The following is a 22,348-nucleotide window of genomic DNA, read 5'->3' on the forward strand; positions in this document are numbered from 1 at the left end:
TTCTTGTGAGTTTTTGCCTGAATATGCGGAAATTCGCCTGTATCTATATTACCTAACGCTTATGTAATTCGTATGAAGAACCTATGGTTCTTTTGACTTATTATATTACAAAAAAATCTAGTTGTTATGAATAAAGTACTAGCGCAGCTCTTCGAGGTTGCCAGTAAAGAAAGAAGAACCATCATAGGTCTGATGTCGGGCACTTCGCTGGACGGCCTCGACATTGCGCTCTGTGAATTTGAGGGGCAGGGGACCGAAACCCGCATGAAACTGCGAGAATTTGTGACCATGCCCTACGATGATACTTTTAAAAAGGAGGTGAAGGCGATCTTCTCAAAAAGAGAAGTCGATCTGGAGCGTGTCTGCCTGCTCAACGCCTACATCGGGCGCTTCCATGCGGACCTCATCAGCAAAAGCCTGCAGCAGTGGGGGGTGGAATCCTCCGAAGTTGACGTGATTGCCAGCCATGGCCAGACCATTTACCACGCACCAGCTTCACTGCACGGTATAGCCGGTATGCCGGATGCGACGCTGCAGATCGGCGACGGCGATCACATTGCCATGGGGACGGGTATTATCACACTAAGCGACTTCCGGCAGAAACATGTGGCGGCAGGAGGCGAGGGCGCCCCGCTGGCAGTGTATGGAGACTACCTGCTTTTCTCGAAGAAGGACCAGAACCGGATCATGCTCAACATCGGCGGCATTGCCAACTTCACGTTCCTACCGGGCGACCTGGACACGAGCCGCATCTTCTCGACCGATGTAGGACCAGGCAACACGCTAATGGACGCCTATGTGCAGCAGCAGTTTCCTGGCACTTATTATGACGCAGACGCTGCCATCGCGATGAAAGGGACTTACAACCAGGCACTGGTCGCCAGCTTGCTTTACCATCCTTTCTTTGAGCAGGACTTCCCTAAAACGACTGGCCCGGAGTTGTTCAACCTCGCATACCTGGAAGCGGCGCAGCGCAGATCCGACACGGAGCACCTGTCGCCTGAGGACGTGTTGGCGAGTTTGAATCGTTTCTCGGCTGTGGCCATCTGTGGGGCCCTAAGTCGCTCACTCGGCAATGCGGACTTTGAAATTTTCCTGAGTGGCGGCGGTATGCACAACCCCTTGCTCATTCAGAACATAAAGGCACTTCTGCCGGGTGCCACTGTGCGCGACACGGCCGAACTCGGAGTGTCGCCGGATGCGAAAGAGGCAGTACTGTTTGCCACCCTGGCCAATGAGTGTCTCGTGGGAGAGCCTATTTCCTTTGGTCCTGGCAAGCGGCGTGTGCCCTCCGTGCTGATGGGGAAAATCAGTTTACCTGAATAAATCTTGAAAACCAATACATCACATTTTTAACTGTACAAAATAAGAGGCACTATGAAAAAAATTTACGTGATTGGGAAGGCCTCCGGAAAGGCTATCCTGTTGTGTTTCTTCCTGTTGTCAGCTGCCTGTCAGTTGGCCATAGCGCAAGGGGCACGCTACACCATTACGGGTTCCGTTACCGATGCCCGTACCAAATCGCCGCTGCCTGGTGTGGTGGTGAAGTTTCAGAACCAGAACATTGCCACAGCAACTGATGCAAACGGTGTGTACAACTTGTCGGCTGCCTTACCACCGGGTAGTTACCAACTCACCTTCTCGTTTATAGGCTTCAGACCTGAAGTACGCCCCGTTACCTTGGGCGATCAGCAAACGGTGCAGGTGGACGTGCAGATACGAGAGGATATTGTGGGGCTTGATGAAGTGGTGGTGACCGGTACCTCGGTAGCGACCAGCAAAAAGCAGCTGGGTAACGCCATCTCTACCGTCTCCGCAAACTCACTCGAAAACAGCGTCGCCACCTCAGTGGACCAGGCCCTGGCAGGCAAAGTGGCCGGCGCCCAGATCAGCCAGAACTCGGGTAACCCAGCCGGCGGTATAAGTGTGCGCCTACGGGGTACCAGCACCGTAGTGGGCTCTGGTGATCCGCTCTACATTGTGGATGGGGTGATCATTAACAACAGTTCGCCTGAGCTGATTGACCTGGGCGGCTATGCGCAGAACCGATTGGTGGACATTAACCCCAATGACATTGACCGCATTGAGATCATCAAAGGAGCCGCTGCAGCCGCTATTTACGGGTCACGGGCCAGCAACGGCGTGGTGCAGATCTTTACCAAACGCGGAGTGGAAGGTAAGCCCAAAATAACGGTCTCGACCCAGTTCCGGGTAAATGAAGTGCGCAAGACACTCGATTACAACCAGTACCCTTTCCGCTTTGTGAACAATCTTGCTTCGGACCTTACACAGGAGCCAGTTACACGCTATGACTTCCAGGACATGATCTTCCGGACAGCCTTTGGTACCGAGAACAATGTGTCGGTTTCGGGGGGCAGCGCGAATACCCAATATTACATGAGCGGCAACTTCTTGAGCAATCAGGGCATTATCGACAACACGAGCTTTAAGCGGGGAGGCGCCCGCATGCGCTTAGACCAGACAATTAATAACTGGATCTCGGTGTCGTTAGGAGCCAACTATGTGCTCAGCACAAGTGAGGAGATTCCAAACGGTGGTCTAAGCGAGGCTTATGGGGCTCTGACAGGCTTTATCTTCAGCAACAACTTCATCAACCCTGAGCCGGTGAACGGAATATACCCTTCTACAGCACCTACCGCTATTCTTCGCCGCACCAACCCGCTTGAGGCCATCAACCGCTTTGATTTCGGGCAGCGGACCAACCGTTTCATTGGCGATTTTCAGGTAAACCTCACCCCGATCAATGGCCTGAACGTGAGTTATGTGCTCGGTTTTGATAACTCCACCCAAATCGCGACCGGTTATATACCGGTGGGCAACACAACCCCATCCTACGATGCAGGCTACTCACGCCGTGCCGATCGCACCTCTTATCTGCTCAACAACGACCTGAATGCCTCTTACCGCACTTTCCTGACCGACTGGCTGGAGTCCACGACAGGTATAGGGGGAACGGTACAAACCGAGAAATACTACTCGACAGGTATAACAGGCACGCAGCTTGGGCCGATCGCTCAGGTTAGTTCCGGCGGTGCTACGGTAGTCTCCGGCGATGGCCGTGCCGATATCAACATCATGGGGTTTTTCGCGCAACAGACGTTTGGAATCGGTGACCGTTTCTTTCTGACGGGTGCTGGTCGCTACGACGTGTCTTCTGTGTTTGGGGAGGACAACAGGTGGCAGTTCTATCCGAAACTAAGTGCCAGCTACCTGGTTTCCAACGAGACCTTTTGGCAGGGGCTCAGTGAGATCATACCTATTTTCAAACTACGTGCCTCCTACGGCCAGGCGGGTAACCTGACGGCGATCGGAGCCTATGACCGCTATACCAATTACAACCCTGTTTCATTGCCGGGCCTGCCGGGCGTTATCCCATCCACTTTATTAGGCAACTCCGGCATTAAGCCAGAGCGACAGGTAGAAACAGAGTTTGGTGCCGACATGAGCTTCCTGGGCGGTAGGCTGGGCCTCGAATTCTCTGTGTACAAGAAAGATGTGGAAGACCTGTTGCTGTTCATCGGCCTGACGCCTTCGTCCGGCTTCCTGAACCAGTACGCCAACATTGGTACCATGACCAACAAAGGGTTTGAGCTGATGGTCACAGGCGCTCCTGTGCAGACAGAGCGCGTGCGCTGGACCTCGACGCTGATCTATTCCCGCAACAAAAACGAAGTGAACAACATACCGGGCGGTGTGCTGCCATTCCCGGGTGGTTTTGGTCAGGTAGCCGCCGTGGACGGGTATCCGCTTGGCTCTTTCTACAGCACGTATTTTGCCCGAAATCCGGATGGATCGCTGCTGCTGAATCCTGCCGGGTTGCCACAGCCTGAGCGGGCGGGACGCAATCCTGAAAACGGACAGCCGATGGGCGCCACCGTGCCGAAGGTGATCGGCGACCCGAACCCGGATTGGACCGGCTCCTGGGTGAACGACATCTCGGTTGGTGACCGCCTGTCCTTCCGCACGCAGTTTGATGCGGTTTACGGGTTTGATGTATTCAACTTCACCCGTCGTGTGGGTGAGCGCGACCTGTATGGCGGACTGGCCGGTTACGAGCCTGAACTAAGAGGGGAAGTGCCGAAAGGAACCTCCGCTGCGCTGTTCGGGATTTTTGAGAATTACATTGAAGATGGCTCTTTTATTAAGCTGAGAGAGGTGTCGGTGGCTTATGACTTTAAGCCGGCCTTTTTAGGAGGTAATAGCGTGCGCCTCAGCCTGGCGGGCCGTAACCTGTTCTCGATTGACGACTACAGTGGCTATGACCCGGAAGTGAACGCCGCTGGCCAGACCAATGCCGTGCGGGGCTTCGACTTTGTGGAGGTGCCGATCCCGAGAACCTATGCGCTGGGCCTCAACTTTACTTTCTAATTCTTCTTCAACCTAATGATCAACAACATGAAAAATATAGCTTCTTACTTAAAAGTGGGTTTGCTCTCGGGCTGTCTGCTGCTGTCGAGTGGGTGCGAGTTGGATATACCCAATCCCAATGCAGCCAGTGACGTTGAGGTGCTGAACTCCCGCGAAGGCATCGTAGCCCTGAGTGTGGGGATGCGCCAGTTTTACTCTACCGCAGGCCTGGAAGCCGCCCTGCTATACCCGGGTGTGACGGGCCGGGAGATGAAAGGGGTGGCCACCTTTACCAACGTGCTCGAACTGGAGGCGGGCGGAACTGCCCTGCCAACGTTTAACGGCAACATACTCGGACTCTGGTCCCGTATGCAGCGCGTCATGTACATGAGCGAGCAGATTCTGGAAAACGCCCCTAACATACCAACCCTGACAGGAGGAACACTGAGTGGGGTCATGGCGCATGCGCATTTGTTCAATGCCATGGCGCTCGGCAACCTGATCAACGCCTTCGAACAGGCCAATTTGGAAACGAGCCGGACCGACAGGGTAACCTTTAACTCCCGGGCAGAGGTGTTGGCAGCCGCCATTGCGCATCTGAACGAAGGCATCGCCCTGATCGAGGCTATACCACCTTCACCAGAATTTACGACGCAGGTCACCGGCACCGCTTTCGACTTACGCAATACGCTGTACGCTTACAGTGCCCGCTACAATCTTTATGCAGGAAACTATGACGCGGCCATCTCCAATGCAGACAAAGTGGATCTGACCAGACGCTCTGAGTTCGTGTACAGCACACTGAGTCCGAACCCGGTTTACAACACTGTTTTTATCCTGGCCTATTTCAGACCACGTGATAAGTTCGGTTTGCCAGATGCGCTTTTTGAAGCAGGAGACAGGCGATACAACTTCTACATGACAGAGCCGGGAGCTGATGTGGCCGGGGACCGGGTGATGACACTGGCAGGTTTTTTCAACACGCAGACCACTGGCATCCCGGCATACCTGCCCGATGAAATGAAGCTCATCAAAGCAGAAGCGCTGCTGCGAAACAACGGCTCCCAGGACGAGGCACTAGCGCTGATCAACCAGGTGCGGACACAGACTGCCGGTGATCCTTTTAGCGTGCATGCGGGTTTGCCGGCTTACAGCGGACCTATGACAAGAGAAGCCCTGCTCCTGGAGGTATACAAACAGCGGTCTGCTGAGCTATACCTGAGCGGACAAAAATGGGAGGACAGTCGCCGTTTCAACCGTCCGGGACCACCGGATAACCTGAGCGAACGTAATCGCAATTTCTACCCGTATCCGGACCAGGAGCGACGTAACAATCCGAATACGCCAAACGATCCTGCTATTTAGGACCCGGAGGCTATACCTGTTTCTGATATAGCAAAAACCTCTGCCACTGCAGCACAGACGCTGGAAGTCGGCAGAGGTTTTTTATGTACTTGGTAAGTTTAACGTGAAGGACTGCGCTGCAGGATCAATTCCTCTTCGATGGCAGGACTTAGCACCAGTACCAGGTGCTCGGCAAAAGCGGCATTTTCGAGTTGTTTGTCACTCATCAAGGCGATCAGCCCGACGGGTTCGCCGTCTTCGGTCAGGAAAATGCTGCCCAAGTAGCTTTCGATATTCAATACCTGTAGCCCGATGTCGCGTGGGAAGTGGCGCTGTACGTTGTTGGGATAGTAACAGAAGCGTTGGGTCAGGACAGAATCGCAGGGATAGTGCTGCAGGGGATAGGTGATGTTGGACTGGATTTCCCCGTCTTTCGTTAATACCTTCGTAACGACGTGCCTGCCATCATCACTTAAACTACCGATCACCACATACTGCACCTTCGCGTGCGCTGTGATGAATTCAGCCGCCCGCTGCAGGAAAGCCTGGCCGCGCGGTTGTGAGGTAAGTGAAATGGCAGATTCCAGTATACGGTGCTCATCCTCACGGAGCGCATAATTCCAATGATGCACGAACCTGTATTCCATCGCACAAAGTAAAAAGATAGTATTCTGCAAAAATACACATTTTAGCAAAAGGACAACAATAGGATAAATGTCAATTCATGAATTACTTATAATGCTCTGTAAATAATAGTAATACTATTTAAGTGCTCTTTTTTTCAATTATCGCTGTGTCTTTTATAAGTACTACCTTTGCACTCAAATAATGTTCTATCAATTCATCAGTTTTTATATAGGCATGGCAAAATACTATTCATGGAGATGTTGCAGGAAGGCGCTTTTTTTTGTCTTCGCACTATTGTTCACCAGTCAGGCCATGGCGCAGGTAAACTACAAAGGTGGCTCGAATGTACAGTTACTTTATGGCCGTAGCCTGAACCAGTCCGGTCAGCTGGCTACAATCACCCTGGAGCACTTTGGCGACCTGGGTGCGTTCGAGCACTTCGGTTTTGCCGACCTCTACAACGATGCCAGCCTGGCGGCGCCAAATCTATACCTGGAGTGGTATCCTAAACTGAGCCTGAGCCGTGCCACCGGGCGCAATGTCAGCCTGGGTCCGATCAGCGATGTGCTGGTAGGGGGTGGAATGAACGTCCTGTTCGGTGGCGACCAGGATTTCTTTGTCTACACGGCAGGGCCAGCCTTTAAATTCCGCCTTCCCGGCCAGGGACTGCTGCAGTTTGAGACCTACTACTACAAACAGCAGGGCAGCGAATACAACGGCACCTACCAGTTCACGCCCAGCTGGGACATTCCTATACCTGTTTCAGAGCGTCTCCGCTTCCGCTTCCGGGGCTTCATGGATTTTATCGGGGACCGTGGGCCGGGCACCACGCAGTACCTGACGCAGCCACAACTGCACGTGGACCTGGGCAATTTCTGGGACAAACCTGGTAAAGTATACGTCGGCTCGGAGTGGCGCTACTGGCGCAACGTGGTAGGTATAGCGGGCCTCGACGAGTCAATCCTGCAGGCGAATGTCCTATTCTCTTTGTAATGTCCTATTCTCTTTGTAAGGAATAAGCACGAAGTAGTTACCTTTTTGACAGCGCTCTCAAAAAGGGCGCTGTTTTACTTTCCTTTGATTTGGCGATAAGGGCAGGAGATCCTGCCGCGACAATATTGCCGCCTTCTTCTCCGGCACCAGGACCGATATCGATCACCCAGTCGCTGGCAGCTACTACGCGCATGTCGTGCTCTACTACAATCACGGTGTTGCCGGCATCCACTAAATGGTGAAGCTGCGTCATGAGCTTGTCGACATCAGCGGGGTGCAGACCGGTGGTAGGTTCGTCTAAAATGTACAGGGTATTGCCGCGTTGTGACCGCTGCAGTTCGGTAGCGAGCTTGATGCGCTGCGCCTCACCACCCGACAACTCTGTGGCGGGTTGCCCGAGTCGCAGGTAGCCCAGGCCGACTTCGCGCAGCATAGTGAGCGCACGGTGCACAGCGGGCTCCTCATCAAAAAACTCCCACGCCGCGTCCACCGTCATATCAAGCACTTCGGCGATGTTCTTGTCCCGGTAGGTCACTTCCAGGGTTTGGGCATTGTAGCGCGCGCCGTGGCACACAGGGCAGGGGGCGTATACACTCGGCAAGAAGAGGAGCTCTACCATCACAAAGCCTTCTCCCTGGCAATTCTCACAGCGCCCCTTGGCGACGTTAAAGGAAAATCGGCCGGCATCGTAGCGACGTTTTTTTGCAAGCGGCGTGCTGGCAAAAAGCTTGCGCACATGATCGAACAAACCGGTGTAGGTGGCCATGTTGGAGCGCGGCGTCCGGCCGATGGGCTTCTGGTCCACGCGCACCAGCCGTTTGATCTGTTCTATACCTGCTGTAACATGGCCTACGGTGGTGACAGGTATATCACGCTCCAGTTCGTCGCCTTCCTCTTCTTCTACAGGCAGTTGGTGTCCCAGATGGGCGGCTACCAGATCCACCAACACCTGGCTCACCAGGCTGGACTTACCGGAGCCCGATACGCCCGTCACAGCAGTGAACACGCCAAGCGGAAACTCGGCGGACAGGCTGTGCAGGTTATTTCGACTAACGTCGCTTAGTTTAAGCCAGTTTTTGGGTGCACGCGGATCGGAGTTGAAGCCATTTGCTTTGCCGAACAGATACGCGCCTGTATGGGAGGCCTCCACTTGCCGCAATCCTTCCATCGGACCACTGTACAGAATCTCACCACCTTTCTCACCAGCAGCAGGTCCCACATCCACAATCCAGTCGGCATGGCGGATCACTTCCAGGTCATGCTCAACGATAAAGAGGGAATTACCCGCTTTCTTGAGTCCGTCAAGGGCCCGGAGTAGCGCTATTTTGTCGGCGGGGTGCAGACCGGCGGAGGGTTCGTCGAGCACATACACCACCCCGAACAGGTGCGAGTAAAGCTGCGTGGCCAGGCGCAGGCGCTGCAGTTCGCCGGGAGAAAGGGTCGGTGTACTGCGCTCAAGCGATAAATATCCCAGTCCCAGGTCGAGTAGCACATCGATGCGTGCACACAGGTCATCTGCAATGCGTTTGGCCACGATTGCCTGCTCCGGGTGCTCGGCTTCCGTGCGGGCATGGCCCGGCTCGGTGCCCCGTGCAAAAGGCTTCAGTACGGCCTGCACTCTCTTCAAAGGCAAGCGTGAAAGCTCTGTGATATCGTAGCCGGCAAACTTCACCGACAGTGACTCCGGTCGCAGGCGCTTGCCTTGACAGGTAGGGCAGTCGGTGCTCAGCATATACTGCATCACCCGCTTTTTCATAAGCGGGCTGTTGGTGTTGGCGAAGGTATGGAACACATGCCGGCGGGCGCTGCTAAAGGTGCCCATGTAGTTGGGCTCTTCTTTGCGTTTGAGGGCGCGGCGTGTCTCTTCGGGGGTATAGCCAGGGTATACCGGCGCAACGGGCTGCTCGTCTGTAAAGAGGATCCAGTCACGGTCTTTCTGGGGTAGGTCACGCCAGGGCTTGTCCACATCAAATCCCAACGTCACCAAGATGTCGCGCTGGTTTTGGCCGCCCCAGGCTGTAGGCCATGCCGCAATGGCCCGCTCCCGGATGGTGAGCGAATCGTCGGGCACCATCGATTTTTCGGTGACATCATACATGCGCCCCAGGCCGTGGCAGGTCGGGCAGGCTCCTTCGGCGGTGTTGGGCGAGAAGGCCTCTGCGTAGATAATGGACTGCCCTTCGGGGTAGTCGCCCGCACGGGAATAAAGCATGCGCAGCAGGTTGGAAAGTGTCGTGACGCTGCCCACTGAGGAACGGGTAGTGGGGGTACCGCGCTGCTGTTGCAGGGCCACAGCGGGGGGCAGGCCGTTTATGGCATCCACCTCGGGCACTGCCATCTGATGAAAAAGCCGGCGGGCGTACGGCGACACCGACTCCAGGTAGCGGCGCTGCGCTTCGGCATAAAGCGTTCCGAAAGCCAGACTCGACTTACCAGAACCCGAAACGCCTGTAAACACCACCAGGGCATCGCGAGGTATGGACAGGCTGATGTTTTTGAGGTTGTGCTCCCGCGCACCCCGTACTTCTACAAACCCCTTGAATTGCCCTGTTGTAGTCTGATCCTGTTTTAGATTAGCCATGTGTTGTGGTATAAACTGCAATGCTGCGAAGGTATAGCATCCTGTCGCAAAAGAAAATTGTTGAGTGTACGCAGGATTGGGCTTTTTGGTAAGGTATAACCACATCTCAGCATCCTCCCCCAAACTGGTACAAAGAATTTCTTTGGAATTATAACTAATTGAAAAACAATAAGGTATAAACTAGTTGGGCTATTTGATTCAGACACCAAACCAACTAAAATATGAAAACACTCAAATGCAGGGATGTCGGCTTTGACTGCAATGCCGAAGTAAAGGCCAACACCGAACAGGAAGTGCTGGCGCAGGCCAGTAAGCATGCGCACGATGTGCATCACGTAGATGTAACGCCTCAAATGGCCGAGCAGATCAAAACCAAGATCAGGGACGACGGCAGACCATAGTACTTACAAAGGCAGCATTGTATCATTTTTTCAGTTAGGCGCAGTTTATACCTGTGCCTTTTTCATGTTATGGGGCGGGTCATTTTTACAGGATTCTCGATAGCCAGTATAAGTGCATATGTATATAGGTATTTCTTTTAAAAATACAATTTCTGCAACTATTAAGGTATAGATTAGTATTTAATTAAACTTGATTCGGAAGCCCGACCAGGGTGGAAGAGAGAGCATATTTGACGACAAACTGAAAACTAACTTATGCTGGCAATGAACTACCGCGGGCCGCAACGGGTCCGCATTGACGAAAAACCAGAGCCCAAGATTCTGCATCCCCAGGATGCCATCGTGCGTGTAACGCGCTCTTGCATCTGTGGCTCGGACCTCCACCTCTACAACGGTAACGTGCCCGACACCCGCGTGGGCATGACCTTTGGCCACGAGTTTATTGGAGAAGTAATTGAAATCGGATCTGAAATACAGAAGCTCAAAGTGGGCGATATGGTGATCGTGCCGTTTAACATCGCCTGCGGTAAATGCCATTTCTGTAAGCAGGGCCTCTTTGGTAACTGCCATGAGTCCAACTCACAGGCGACTGCGGTAGGAGGTATCTTCGGCTACTCACACACGGCCGGTGGCTACGATGGGGGACAGGCAGAGTATGTGCGCGTACCTTATGCGGATGTCGGGCCAACCGTTATACCTCCAGGAATGGACCCTGACGATGCCGTGCTGCTGACAGACGTGGTGCCAACCGGCTACCAGGCTGCCGAGATGGGCGGTATACAGAAGGGCGATACAGTCGTGATCTTTGGTGCCGGTCCGATCGGGATTATGGCGGCACGCTGCTCCTGGCTCTTCGGCGCTGGCCGCGTGATTGTGATCGACAAAGTGGAATACCGCCTGGAGTTCGTGCGCAACTACGCCAGTTGCGAGGCCTACAACTACGAAGAGATGGACGACCCGGTGGTGTTTGTAAAGAAGACGACCGATTGGATGGGCGCTGATGTGGTGATTGACGCTGTAGGCGCTGAAGCAACCGGTAACGTGATGCAAACCATTACGGGGCGCAAACTCCTGCTGCAGGCTGGCTCTGCCACGGCTGCGCACTGGGCTGTTAACTCTGTAAAAAAGGGTGGCATTGTGTCGATTGTAGGTATATACGGTCCAACGGATAATCTCTTCCCGCTCGGTAATGTGGTAAACAAAGGTCTCACTATTCGGGCGAACCAGGCCTCCGTGAAGCGTCTTCTGCCGAGGCTGATCGACCACGTGCAGAATGGCATCCTCAATCCGAAAGCGCTGATCACGCACCGCGTGCCGCTTGAAGACGTAGCAGATGCCTACCATATTTTTTCAGAGAAACTGGACAACTGCATCAAGCCTGTCCTGATTCCGCCATCAGCCAGATAAAGGAGAGAAAGACCATGGAAAACAAGACACCAAAAGATTATTCGCATATAAAAGGCTGGGGTATAGACGCTGATCCGAAGAACGATCCGACGTACCCCATGAAACACCGCACCGACGCTGAGCAGGAGGGCTACAGTTGGGAGCGCCCGACACAGCAGGACATCAACATCGAAGTGCTGCACTCGATTGAGCGGCCCAATGTAACGGCCGTTTTCGGAACATCAGAGCCGCCAAGCGGACTGAGCGGCATGATCCGGCGTTTTGCCTTCAAGCACAGCGAAAACAGCTACCTGCACTGGCTGCCCCTGCTGATGGCAGACCGCGTGAATGTGGTAGAGGGCGTGCTGGATGATTTTGCTAAAGGCACCGTGCCGAACATCTTTGCCGAAAAAGGCTGGAAAGCCGACTGGGAGCACAACCGCAGCGGACTTATCCAAAAAGTAGGCATTATGGCCCTGGTGGCCACTGCAGCCGTGGTGTTGATCACGCGCAAAAAGGATTAGCTGAAGGGTTAGACAATAGCCAATAAGGAAGGCAGTTACTGTAAAGTAGCTGCCTTTTTGCTTTAATCCCAATCTACTATATCATCCTCTTCGTCTTCATCATCAAAGGATAGGTCTTCTTCATCATCCCATTCATCAGTCACATATACCTCGTCGGCAGTATCCTCAAAGGCGGTAGGGGTGTCCTTCGCATCATCAGTGTTTAAGTGGTGCAGCAAAAAATCCTGAAGCAGCGGGATGGCGGCAAATCCTTCTTCGGTCAGGGGGATTAACTCACCCCGCTGCAGGAAGCGGTTGGTATCGAGCAGTACCTCGTAGATGGGCGTGTGGATGTGCTTCGGTATTTTGAACAGCCGTGGATCGCGCTTATCGAATGGTGTGGGCACGGCGGAGGTATACAGGTAGGGCAACAGGGTTTTAGAACAACTCATGGCGATTCGGTCGATGCGGTGTTCCTGAAAATATGCCTGCAGGCGGTTGTTGATGTTCTCAAAAAACTCAGCGGTTTCGCCCAGCCTTACCCGGGAGCCCGCCCTTGATTTGCCTTTTGTCTTAAGATACTTAATCTGGCTGACGCCCTGTTTCTGCCGCACCATGTACGAGCGAAATACTTTGTGGTTCAGGCATCGCCCATCCTCAAAATAACCCATAGCACAGTGGCCCGCCTGTATCAGTAGGACCACGTAATTTACCGATTTGGCTTCGGCTATACCTGATTCAGCATAGAGTATAGATAGTGGCAAGCGGAAATGTACCTGCTCTGTTCCATCTTCGTCTAGCAACGTCAGCCGGTGCTTTTCAGAGTCATAGACTGTCTTGGTCGATGACGAGTAAATTTCCTGCAACAGTTCAGCAGCAACGGCCTTAGGTATAAATTTGTTCATGGTTGTTCGTATTGGGTATAGCAATAACCAACGCTCTTCGATGCCAGGCTGAGCACTGCTATACCTATACCTGAAAAGTAACAGGTATGGGCCGTAAATATAAAACTTTATCTCCCATGCTTAAGCCCTATTCTTCGGTAAGGCTATTGCCAAGAACCCGTACTTCAATGCCAGGCTGGAAAGGTGCAAATCCCATCTGGTGGGTCCCAACCAGAGGCATGTTGCAAAAGTTACCCAAAGACAATTTCTATGACATCCATATAGCCTATACCCAGAGGTTTTGGGTTGGTTAAAAACACAAATCCCCGGCAAGAGATATACCTACCGGGGATTTGTGTTGTGTCACTGGTATACAATTAGGCAATTTCCAATTTCTGGCTACTGGTACTGATCATGGCGTGAGATCCGTCGCGGGCAGTAGCATAGGTTTTAAAACCACCGTCCAGACTTTTTGCCTTAAAGCCGTTTTCATGCAGGATGCGCAAGGCCAGGTAGCCGCGCAGACCGGCATGGCAGTAAATATAAATGGTCTCGCCAGTTGGAAGCTCACTTAAGCGGTTGCGTAGATCATGTAGCGGAATGTGAGCAGAATTAGCTATGTGGTCAGCTTGGCGCTCAGAGTGCTCGCGTACGTCCAGCACGTAATGACCAGTCGCCAAGAGTTCATCTATCTCATGCCATTGCACAGTCTCCAGCATACCCTCCAGCAAGTTGACAGCCACATAGCCCGCCATATTCACAGGGTCTTTGGCAGAAGAATAGGGCGGGGCGTAAGCCAGTTCCAGTTCGGGCAGATCATATACAGTCAGGCCGGCTTTGATGGCAGTTGCCAGTACGTCGATCCGTTTGTCCACGCCTTTCTCGCCGACACCCTGCGCACCCAGTATGCGGCCATCTTCGGGTGAAAACAGGAGTTTGAGGGCCATTGGCTTGGCACCGGGGTAGTAGCCGGCATGTGAGTTGGGGTGTATGTGCACAGTGCGATAAGCTATACCTTGACGCACCAGGTTTTTCTCGTTATTGCCTGTTGTGGCGGCTGTCAGGTCAAACACTTTGGAAATGGCTGTGCCGAGCGTACCCCGGTATGGCGTTTTCTTGCCGAGTATGTTGTCGGCCACGATGCGGCCCTGACGATTGGCGGGCCAGGCGAGCGGTACAAAACCGGCTGTACCGTTCACATAGTCCTGTACCTCGATGGCGTCGCCTACGGCATAAATACTGGGGTCAGAAGTTTGTAAGTACTCATTCACGGCAATGGTTTTACGGTTGCCAAGAGCGAGACCTGCTTCTTCTGCCAGCGAACTCTCCGGCTGCACGCCAGCAGCCATCACAATCATGTCGGTCTGCACTTCAGCACCACTCTGCAGCAGCAGCCTTTTGCCCTCGTCCTCGATGCTGGCTAAACTGTCGCCAAGGTATAGCGAAACACCTTTTTCCTTCAGGTGCAGGTGCAGTGGGGCGGCCATTTCCGGATCAAGTGGTTCCATCACCTGATTTGAGCGTTCCACGATACTAACCTCGATACCCAGTTCGTGCAGGTTTTCGGCCATTTCCAGGCCAATGAAGCCGCCGCCCACCACAGCGGCTCTGCGCGGACGTACCTTGTCCACAAACCCTTTGATCTTGTCAGTATCCGGGATGTTGCGAAGTGTAAACAAATGCGCAGCCTCTGCTATACCTGGCACAGGCGGAAGCATGGGTTTAGCCCCAGGCGACAATATGAGTACGTCATAAGATTCTGTATAGAACTCCTGCGTGCGAAGGTCTTGCAGCAGCACGGTTTTTTCATCTCTGTTGATGCGCACCGCCTCGGTGCGGTTGCGTATGTCAAGCTTAAAGCGATCTGACATGCCATCCACGGTTTGCACGAGCAGTTTGCTTCGGTTCTCGATGGCTCCACCAATGTAATAGGGCAGTCCGCAATTGGCAAACGATATGTACTCGCCGCGTTCAATTAGGACAATCTGTGCATTCTCGCTCAGGCGGCGGAGTCTGGCTGCAGCCGTGGCACCTCCGGCTACTCCTCCCACGATTACAATTTTCTCAGGTTTCATATAGCTGATTTTTTGAGTTGTATAAGTTTTTGCGGACCCACTTTTAGTAGCCCTTAGCAACAGAGAGTATGACTCTCTGTGTGATGCAAAATTGGTGTGAAACGAGTACAGTTAATGTGACGAATGTTACACAACCGAAAATAAAGTATAAAAAGACCCTTTTATACTTTATTACCCCAAAATGTTTTACAACTCTAATGGATGTGAGATACGAAAGGAGGTTTGTGCACTTAAGTAATGACCCTACTGCCTGTAAGGTTAATTAACGGAGAGGCAGGGTGATATAGGCAGCTACGCCTGAAGGTCGTAACCGTCTGGCAGTCAGAAGAACGGATAAGCTGCAGCAGTTCGGCGGCCATGTGCCTGGGCAGAAAACGGTTGGTGTTCATAAGCTGGGTATAGCGCAATTGCACAGCTGCAAGTTCTGAAAAAATCCGCAGGCTGCTACCGTTTGAAGTATACGCTAAAAGTAGAGCCTTTTCCAATCTCACTTTCCACCTCGATCCGGCCCTCCGCATTCTCCACGATCTTCTTGACCATGTACAGTCCTATACCCGAACCCTCCACGTGATCGTGCAGGCGGGTGAACATCGAGAAGATCTTGGCCACCCCGCTCGGTTTCAAGCCCAGGCCGTTGTCGCGCACTTTCAGCAAAATGTAATCCCCCGCTACCTCACAGCTGACCTTAATAGCTGGCTTGCGTTCCGGGTCTCTGTATTTGAGCGCATTAGAGATCAGGTTATAAAGAACAGAGCGCAAATTCTTTTCCGAGAAACGGATAGCGCTGCAGGCTGCCACGTCCACTTCAATTTTGGCATCCATGCTCTCAATCTGGGCGCTGAGGTCAAGTGTAATATCGTGTATGAGTTCAGTCAGGTTAACCTCCGACGCCTCCTGGCTGTTTTCCTTCTGGAGTTTGGTCACATCCGTCAGATGATCGATCGTGCGCTTAAACCGGCTAATTGAGCTATCAATCATCTCGATCACATGTGTCAGCTCACTGGAGGCCTGTGCCTCGCTCGGTATCGATTCCATCAGAATAAGCAGCAGGCGCTCGATGTTGTAGATCGGGGCCTTGAGGTCGTGGGAGGCCGCGTAAATGAAGTTGTCGAGGTCGATGTTGGTGCGGGTGAGCTGTGCGTTTGTCTCCGAAAGCTCCAGGTTGGCAGCGGCCAGTTTGGCGGTGAGGGCGCGGGCCTCATGTTCACTTTCCTCGAGTTTCAGGCGGGCGATGGTGGGCTCCGTGATGTCGTGCACCAGGGTATAAAACCCGGCCACTTCCCCGTCTCTTATGTCCGGTACGTAACTGGTGTGGATGTACTTCACGAAGTCCTCGCGGTAGGGCATGCGGCTCTCAAAGTCGAGTCGCTCACCGGCCAGGGCACGGTCAATGTACTGCTTCACGCCGCTGTAGGCACTTTCACCCACCACGTCCCGAACGGGACGGCCAATCAATTCATCTGCTTTAATCGGAAACCAGGACTCGTAGGCCTTGTTCGTGAACTGGTATCTTTCTTCTTTGTCCAGGTAACCAATCAGCACTGGCAAGGCGTCGGTGATCAGGCGCAGCCGCTCGGCGCCCTGCTCTACTTTCTGTCGCGACTTCACTTGCTCGGTCACATCACTGGCAAATACCAGTACGCCATCTATCTCGCCTTTTTCATCACGGCGCGCCTGGTAAGTGAACGTTAAATAGATTTCTTCCGGATCGGCGCCGTCGTGGCGCGAAAGCATAAGCGGATACTCTAAGGCTTCAAAGTTCTCACCTGTTCGGTATACCTTCTCCAGGATGTTTGGAATAGGCGTACCCTGCAGTTCGGGGAACACTTCGAGCAGGTTTTTGCCGATCATGTTTTTACCGGGGAACACCCTTTTGAAAGCCGGATTGATCTGATGAAACGTAAATTCGGGCCCTTCCACGACCAGAAATGGCGTAGGGGCATTCATGAAAATGGAATGCAAGCGGTTGCGCTGTGCTTCAATGGCCGCTTTGGAGAATTCTAGCTCTGCCGTGCGTTCAGCAATACGCCTTTCCAATTCCTGGTTCAGTTGCAGCAGTGCCTCCTGCATGCGGTGTAGCTCCTGGTTGGCGGTCTCCATGTTACGGTGCGACTCTACCTGGGAAGTGACCTCAAAGGCAAATACCATGATGCCATCTATGTCGCCGGCCAGGTTGCGGATAGCCTGGTAAGTGAAGTTGTAGTAATTATTGCCAAGGGTGCCGGAGTTTGTGTGATCCAGGCGCACCAGCATTTCGTGTGCAAATTCGCTTTCGCCGGTCTGGTATACCTTGTTTAGCAGTGTGATCACCGCCTGTCCCTCCAACTCAGGCATCGCCTCTAAAATAGGTTTGCCCAGTATGGGTCTGTTACCGACCAATTGCTGGTAGGTTGGGTTGGCGAAAGTGAACACATGCTGCGGCCCCTCCAGAATACAGATCATAGCAGGAGCCTGCATGAAAATATTGTGCAGCTTGCGACGCTCCAGTTCAGCCTCGGCACGAGCAGCCACCAATTTCGCTTTCGTGATCTTTTGCTCTCCGTACATTTCCCTCACTTCCTGCTCGGTTTGCTCCAGTCGCTCCTTCACCAGCACCTGTTCAGTCACATCCAGTACTTTGTGGAGTATAAAGCTGGTGTTGCCCTCCTCGTCCAGCACGGGTGTGTTGGAAGGTAGCCAGTATTTTTCCAGAAAGGTGCCCGTTACCGGAGGCACCTGCATATCGTAGCGCTGCAGCGCCATGTGGTGTGGCTTTTTGTTTTGCAACACCCATTCCAGTGATTTGTGCAGGTTGAAGCTACCGTCTGCCTCCACTAGTCCGGGGTTATCGGGGAACACGTCGAACAGGTAACGCCCTTTGATGTCTTCTGCGTCCAGTTGAGTGACTTCCAGGTAGGCCTTGCTGGCTCCCAGTATAGTGAAGTCGGTGGAGAGGATGAGGTAGAGATCAGGAACGGCCTCAAATGCGCGTAAAACTTCTGAAGAGATGGTGCGGGTTTTTGTCATTTGAAAGCGGAATCCGTATTTTTTTAAATATCTTTATTCTTAAAGACAATTCAAAAGCCATCTTGTTAAAAGAGAAGCTGTCAGTCTGAAAAAAATAACAAGAGGCGCTGCCCCTTTTTCGTACCCACCGGGCAGGCGCATGCGTATAGGCGACAGGTATAGCCTATCTAAATTGACGACCCTGCCGCATGAGATGGACCTTGGTTTTATTGTTGCTGCTCAGTGCCTGCGCCACCCAGCGACAGGCAAAGTCTGATGAGGAGGCTATACCTGCCGCCCGTAAACGGGTGCCGAAATTGTATACACCGGCTATATACACCAAGCCCACCATTAACCCCACCAGATCGGCAAGCAGCCCGGAAGCTGCCACTGAAGCCAACTTCTATTCTTCCCGATATCCAGAGCGAGGTGGTATACCTGATGCGTCGCGAGCGGCTATACCTTACGCAGCTGCTCCAGGAAAGGTGGTAACCCGCACCGTATACCTGCGCGATACACTGGCGCTTGACTCGCTGCAACGCGAATTACAGATCGAGCAACTGGCAAACCAGGCCATCAGTGGCAGACTGAAGTCAGCTGAAAGCGAGCGCGACTACTGGCAGGACAAGAACGAGCAGAAGTTCTGGACGCTGATCGCCATGGCTGTTTTCGCTGCCCTCTACATCCTGTTCCGGGTGCTGGCTTCCCGCATCAAGGAAACCTGAGGCACCGTGTCAAAATAACCGTATTCCGCTGTCCTCGTTTAAAAAAGGAAGTATCATTTTAAACCTGATTAAAAACTATGAACAGACGAGACAGAGATCGCTTCGATCACGACAACTACGACCGCGACTACAGCGGAGGAGCCGGTTACAACCGCAACGATGAGCACTACCACAGCGCCCGCAACCTGACCAACGAGTTTGAGCAGGAGTATCGCAGTCATCACCCGGAGATGAATGAACAGCGCTACAACCGCGGCGGCATGGGCCACAGCTACCACGAAGGCAATATGGGCAATGCGTACGAGCGCATGCGAGATGGGAGAGACAGCATGCGCCGCGACACCAGTTCTGACACATACTACGGTGCGCGTAACAGGAGTAATAGCGGTAGCTGGGGCGACAACCGCAACCAAAACTGGTCCGACGAGGATCACTATGGCACAGCAGGCAGGTATAGCCAGCGCTCCGATGACTATGACCGCGACCGCTACAGCAGCCTGGATCGCAGCAGCCGTATGGAGCAGGATCGTAGCAGCCACATGAGCCAGGACCGCATGCGCGAAGGCTACGGCATTTCAGACTATGGCCGTATGCGGCAGCAGGACATCCACTCCAACAGGGGTATCCCGAATGCGGGCATCACCAGCAGCTTCGAGGATGATTTCGGCACCGACTTTGACCGCGACCGCAGTTACGGAATTTCCTCTGGTAACTACGGTGGCTATGGCGCCCAGGGCGGTGGCCGCAACCGCAACGATCGCTATTAGAATACATAACCTATAAAATGAGCAACAGGAGAGTCGTTTCCTTTAGGGGATCGGCTCTCCTACTTTTTGTAATATCGGTTAATGGCTTTGTGTTTTATTTGAATTCCAGGCAATTAAAGCACTTTTTTCAGAACCTTCTAATAGGAGGGTGGTATATAAACAGGAGAATTCTAGGGTTGATATATTCTGTTAAGTATGCAATTACAGACACAGAATTGTCAACCTGTTTATCTTTTAAACCTTAACCTAAATAGAAGAAGCGCTATGAAAAAGTTAGTATTAGCTCTGGCCCTTGGATTCGGTATGAGTACAGCCGTGTTTGCCCAGGACAATGTGCCGGAACAAGTAAAAACCAATTTTAATAACAGCTATGCCCAGGCGAGCGATGTAGAGTGGGAAGCTAAGGACGACACCTATTACGCCAAGTTTGAGATGAACGGCAACAAGCATTGGATCAAGTTTAATGCGGATGGTACTGTCAAAAAGCAAGGGCGTGAGATAGAAGTGAGCGAGCTGCCACAAGCGGTGCGCAACGCTATTAGCCAGCAATATGCAAACCGCACTATTGAGAAAGCCAAAACCGTGGAGAAAGACGGGCAGACCAGGTACATGGCCAAGCTCGATGGAGATGACGAAGACCTGAAAGTTGTATTCAACGCCGATGGTAGCGTAGAGAAAGAAATGGACAAAGACAAAGACAAAAATAAACGGAAATACTAAGGTATAGCCTTAGCCGATGAAGCGAAAAAAGGGCAGTCAGTATGGGCTGCCCTTTTTTTTGCAGTAACACTAAATCTGATGGTCCTTCTTGATCTTTTTGCCGCACGACCAGTATGATAAGATAAAATCAAGCTTATGATACCGGATAGACAATTGCGCGATCATTTGGAGAAACTGATGCGGATGGGGCAGGCTTTTCGTCCGGGGGAGGAACTGTTGCAAGGAATCACTGTGCAGGAGGCGGGCGAGCGGGTAAAGGACCTGTCTTATACCATCTGGCAGCTGCTTGAGCATTTGCGGTTCACACAGCACGACATACTCGACTTTTGCCGTAACCCCAACTACCAGGAGCCCGACTGGCCCGACGATTATTGGCCCGCATCGGAAGCGCCAGCCAATCAGGCTACCCTCGACAATACCTTGCAAGCGATCAATAATGACCTGGAAGCCATGGTGGAGTTAGTGCAAAACTCAGCCCATGACCTCTTTGCGCCCTTACCACACGGCAACGGCCAGACACTCCTGCGTGAAGCCATGCTGGTGGCCGAGCACAATGCCTACCACCTTGGCCAGATCGTCGTACTTCGCCGCTTGTTGGGCACTGCTTTGTAACTTAGATAGCAGGTGCAGCTTATGTTAGCCGTTTAATTTGGGGTGTTGGTCTAATAGATTTTCATCTGAGTAATGGATTTATATTCTTGAGCGTAAGATAGAATCTATTGTCAATCAGCTGTTTAGTGCCATGCTTCAAAACAAAGACATCCTGCTGCTCCTGATCCGGCTCTTCTTGGGCTATACCTTTTTCTCGGCTGGCATCTGCAAGCTAACGGGTGGAAATTTTGGTCAGTTGATCGGGCCGCCGTGGCTGGAGGCGCAACTGGCTGAGTACGGACTGGGGCTTTTTGCCAAAGTAGTGGCCGTGAGTCAGGTGCTATGCGGTACCTTGCTTCTTTCGCAACGCTTCAGCTTGCTGGGTGCCATTATGCTGGTGCCCATGAACGTGGCCATATTGGCGGTAACTGTTTCACAGCAATGGGTCGGCACGCCCTATGTCAATTCGGTGATACTCATGTTAAACCTCACACTGCTACTACTGGAGCGGGACAAGTTTCGTTTTCTATGGCAGGCTGACCGGAGCTATCAGATTAGTCCGTCCGTAACGGATCAAATTGGTCAGAATTTGTACAGTTGGCTGGGGATAGGGCTTTGCCTGCTAACGCTGCTGGTAGCTCCCTTCAATAGCTTCCTGACCCATACCTTTGCTCTGCCGGCTTTCGCTGCTTTTGCCGTCACGCTGTTGCGCAATGAGCAGCTGAGCAAGCTCGACAGGTTGCTGCTGGCACTGCCTTTTGTCGCCATGACAATGGTAACGCTGGGTATTCGGATTTCCCATGTGTTTTGGGGTCTGGGTGGGGTGCTGCTACTCGAGGCCCTGCTCCTCATCATCAGGTTATACCTAAGCAGCAGGCAGCAACGTGAGCCTGCAGAAGCTGCCGCCCTGGCAGGCTAGCTAAAAGCAGCGGCTATACCTACAGCGCAGGTATAGCCGCCGTTAGTGTTCACACCATAATCGCTCTGCCACCAAGCACTTGCAATCGTAAAACAAGAAAGGAGGGAGGTGAACATGGAGCTGAGTCAGGAGCAACAGCGGGAACGAAAACTACTGCTCATCAAAGTCGTGCATACGACGGTGTGGATGTTTTTCAATGTGGTGATCTTCTACCTGCTCTATGCCGTGCTCACCAACCGGATCGATAAATGGGTATGGATCTGCCTGGGTCTGATCGTAATGGAAGGGCTTGTGCTGCTGGTATTCAAAAAAATGTGCCCCATTACGGTTGTGGCCCGGCGCTACTCCGACTCTACCCGTGATAATTTTGATATTTTCCTGCCTAACTGGCTGGCCAGGTATAATAAAGAGATCTATACCACGATCGTTCTCATCAGTGTGCTTATATTGGTGTACCGTTTGGTGATGACCTAAGACGG

At 52.6% G+C, this 22,348-nt stretch carries 18 protein-coding genes; 13 read left to right on the plus strand and 5 right to left on the minus strand.

Annotated elements, in window-relative coordinates; genetic code table 11:
* Positions 1-126: 126 nt before the first annotated feature.
* From C8E01_RS14660 to C8E01_RS14670, 3 genes are read left to right on the plus strand one after another with little or no spacing between them, the layout of a single operon-like run.
* On the plus strand, positions 127-1,326 hold the full coding sequence (locus C8E01_RS14660) for an anhydro-N-acetylmuramic acid kinase (RefSeq protein WP_116544201.1): 1,200 nt from the start codon (positions 127-129) through the stop codon (positions 1,324-1,326).
* 51 nt (positions 1,327-1,377) lie between these two features.
* Positions 1,378-4,389: a SusC/RagA family TonB-linked outer membrane protein gene (locus C8E01_RS14665; protein ID WP_116544202.1), complete on the plus strand. Its 3,012-nt coding sequence runs from the start codon at positions 1,378-1,380 to the stop codon at positions 4,387-4,389.
* Between the two features lie 27 nt (positions 4,390-4,416).
* Complete coding sequence (locus C8E01_RS14670; RefSeq protein WP_116544275.1) at positions 4,417-5,733, plus strand: RagB/SusD family nutrient uptake outer membrane protein; 1,317 nt, start codon at positions 4,417-4,419, stop codon at positions 5,731-5,733.
* 98 nt (positions 5,734-5,831) lie between these two features.
* On the opposite strand, the gene C8E01_RS14675 is transcribed toward C8E01_RS14670, so the two are convergent.
* On the minus strand, positions 5,832-6,359 hold the full coding sequence (locus C8E01_RS14675) for a hypothetical protein (protein ID WP_116544203.1): 528 nt from the start codon (positions 6,357-6,359) through the stop codon (positions 5,832-5,834).
* Between the two features lie 292 nt (positions 6,360-6,651).
* On the opposite strand from C8E01_RS14675, the gene C8E01_RS14680 reads away from it, so the two are divergent.
* Positions 6,652-7,332 carry a hypothetical protein gene (locus C8E01_RS14680; RefSeq protein WP_116544204.1) on the plus strand — a complete coding sequence of 227 codons (681 nt, stop codon included), beginning with the start codon at positions 6,652-6,654 and terminating at the stop codon, positions 7,330-7,332.
* A gap of 37 nt (positions 7,333-7,369) precedes the next feature.
* Here C8E01_RS14680 and uvrA read toward each other — a convergent pair whose 3' ends face one another.
* Entirely contained in the window at positions 7,370-9,913 is a 2,544-nt protein-coding gene (uvrA, locus tag C8E01_RS14685; protein WP_116544205.1) for an excinuclease ABC subunit UvrA, read from the minus strand.
* 221 nt (positions 9,914-10,134) lie between these two features.
* On the opposite strand from uvrA, the gene C8E01_RS14690 reads away from it, so the two are divergent.
* The 3 genes from C8E01_RS14690 (at position 10,135) to C8E01_RS14700 (ending at position 12,224) form a co-directional block, all read left to right on the plus strand.
* Positions 10,135-10,314, plus strand: coding sequence for a DUF1059 domain-containing protein (locus tag C8E01_RS14690; RefSeq protein WP_116544206.1), 180 nt, complete (start codon positions 10,135-10,137; stop codon positions 10,312-10,314).
* 255 nt (positions 10,315-10,569) lie between these two features.
* The gene (locus C8E01_RS14695; protein WP_116544207.1) at positions 10,570-11,721 is read left to right on the plus strand and encodes a zinc-dependent alcohol dehydrogenase; all 1,152 of its coding nucleotides are present in this window, start codon (positions 10,570-10,572) and stop codon (positions 11,719-11,721) included.
* 14 nt (positions 11,722-11,735) lie between these two features.
* The gene (locus C8E01_RS14700) at positions 11,736-12,224 is read left to right on the plus strand and encodes a hypothetical protein (RefSeq protein WP_116544208.1); all 489 of its coding nucleotides are present in this window, start codon (positions 11,736-11,738) and stop codon (positions 12,222-12,224) included.
* 62 nt (positions 12,225-12,286) lie between these two features.
* Here C8E01_RS14700 and C8E01_RS14705 read toward each other — a convergent pair whose 3' ends face one another.
* The 3 genes from C8E01_RS14705 to C8E01_RS14715 all read right to left on the minus strand — a co-directional run bounded on the left by C8E01_RS14705 (position 12,287) and on the right by C8E01_RS14715 (position 18,168).
* Positions 12,287-13,108 carry a hypothetical protein gene (locus C8E01_RS14705; protein ID WP_116544209.1) on the minus strand — a complete coding sequence of 274 codons (822 nt, stop codon included), beginning with the start codon at positions 13,106-13,108 and terminating at the stop codon, positions 12,287-12,289.
* Between the two features lie 356 nt (positions 13,109-13,464).
* Positions 13,465-15,162: a CoA-disulfide reductase gene (locus C8E01_RS14710; protein WP_116544210.1), complete on the minus strand. Its 1,698-nt coding sequence runs from the start codon at positions 15,160-15,162 to the stop codon at positions 13,465-13,467.
* A gap of 444 nt (positions 15,163-15,606) precedes the next feature.
* Entirely contained in the window at positions 15,607-18,168 is a 2,562-nt protein-coding gene (locus C8E01_RS14715; RefSeq protein WP_116544211.1) for a PAS domain-containing protein, read from the minus strand.
* A gap of 188 nt (positions 18,169-18,356) precedes the next feature.
* Between C8E01_RS14715 and C8E01_RS14720 the strand changes: the two genes are divergently transcribed.
* From C8E01_RS14720 to C8E01_RS14745, 6 genes are all read left to right on the plus strand, one after another.
* The gene (locus C8E01_RS14720) at positions 18,357-18,872 is read left to right on the plus strand and encodes a hypothetical protein (RefSeq protein WP_116544212.1); all 516 of its coding nucleotides are present in this window, start codon (positions 18,357-18,359) and stop codon (positions 18,870-18,872) included.
* A gap of 77 nt (positions 18,873-18,949) precedes the next feature.
* Positions 18,950-19,639: a hypothetical protein gene (locus C8E01_RS14725; protein WP_116544213.1), complete on the plus strand. Its 690-nt coding sequence runs from the start codon at positions 18,950-18,952 to the stop codon at positions 19,637-19,639.
* Between the two features lie 264 nt (positions 19,640-19,903).
* Positions 19,904-20,359, plus strand: coding sequence for a PepSY-like domain-containing protein (locus tag C8E01_RS14730; protein ID WP_165820658.1), 456 nt, complete (start codon positions 19,904-19,906; stop codon positions 20,357-20,359).
* A gap of 135 nt (positions 20,360-20,494) precedes the next feature.
* On the plus strand, positions 20,495-20,971 hold the full coding sequence (locus C8E01_RS14735; RefSeq protein ID WP_116544215.1) for a DinB family protein: 477 nt from the start codon (positions 20,495-20,497) through the stop codon (positions 20,969-20,971).
* Between the two features lie 130 nt (positions 20,972-21,101).
* Positions 21,102-21,869 carry a DoxX family membrane protein gene (locus C8E01_RS14740; RefSeq protein ID WP_116544216.1) on the plus strand — a complete coding sequence of 256 codons (768 nt, stop codon included), beginning with the start codon at positions 21,102-21,104 and terminating at the stop codon, positions 21,867-21,869.
* A 114-nt stretch (positions 21,870-21,983) separates the two neighbouring features.
* Positions 21,984-22,343 (plus strand): hypothetical protein, encoded by a 360-nt coding sequence (locus tag C8E01_RS14745; protein ID WP_116544217.1) that lies wholly within the window; start codon positions 21,984-21,986, stop codon positions 22,341-22,343.
* Positions 22,344-22,348: the final 5 nt, after the last annotated feature.

This window comes from Pontibacter virosus (genome assembly GCF_003096355.1).
Taxonomy (GTDB): domain Bacteria; phylum Bacteroidota; class Bacteroidia; order Cytophagales; family Hymenobacteraceae; genus Pontibacter; species Pontibacter virosus.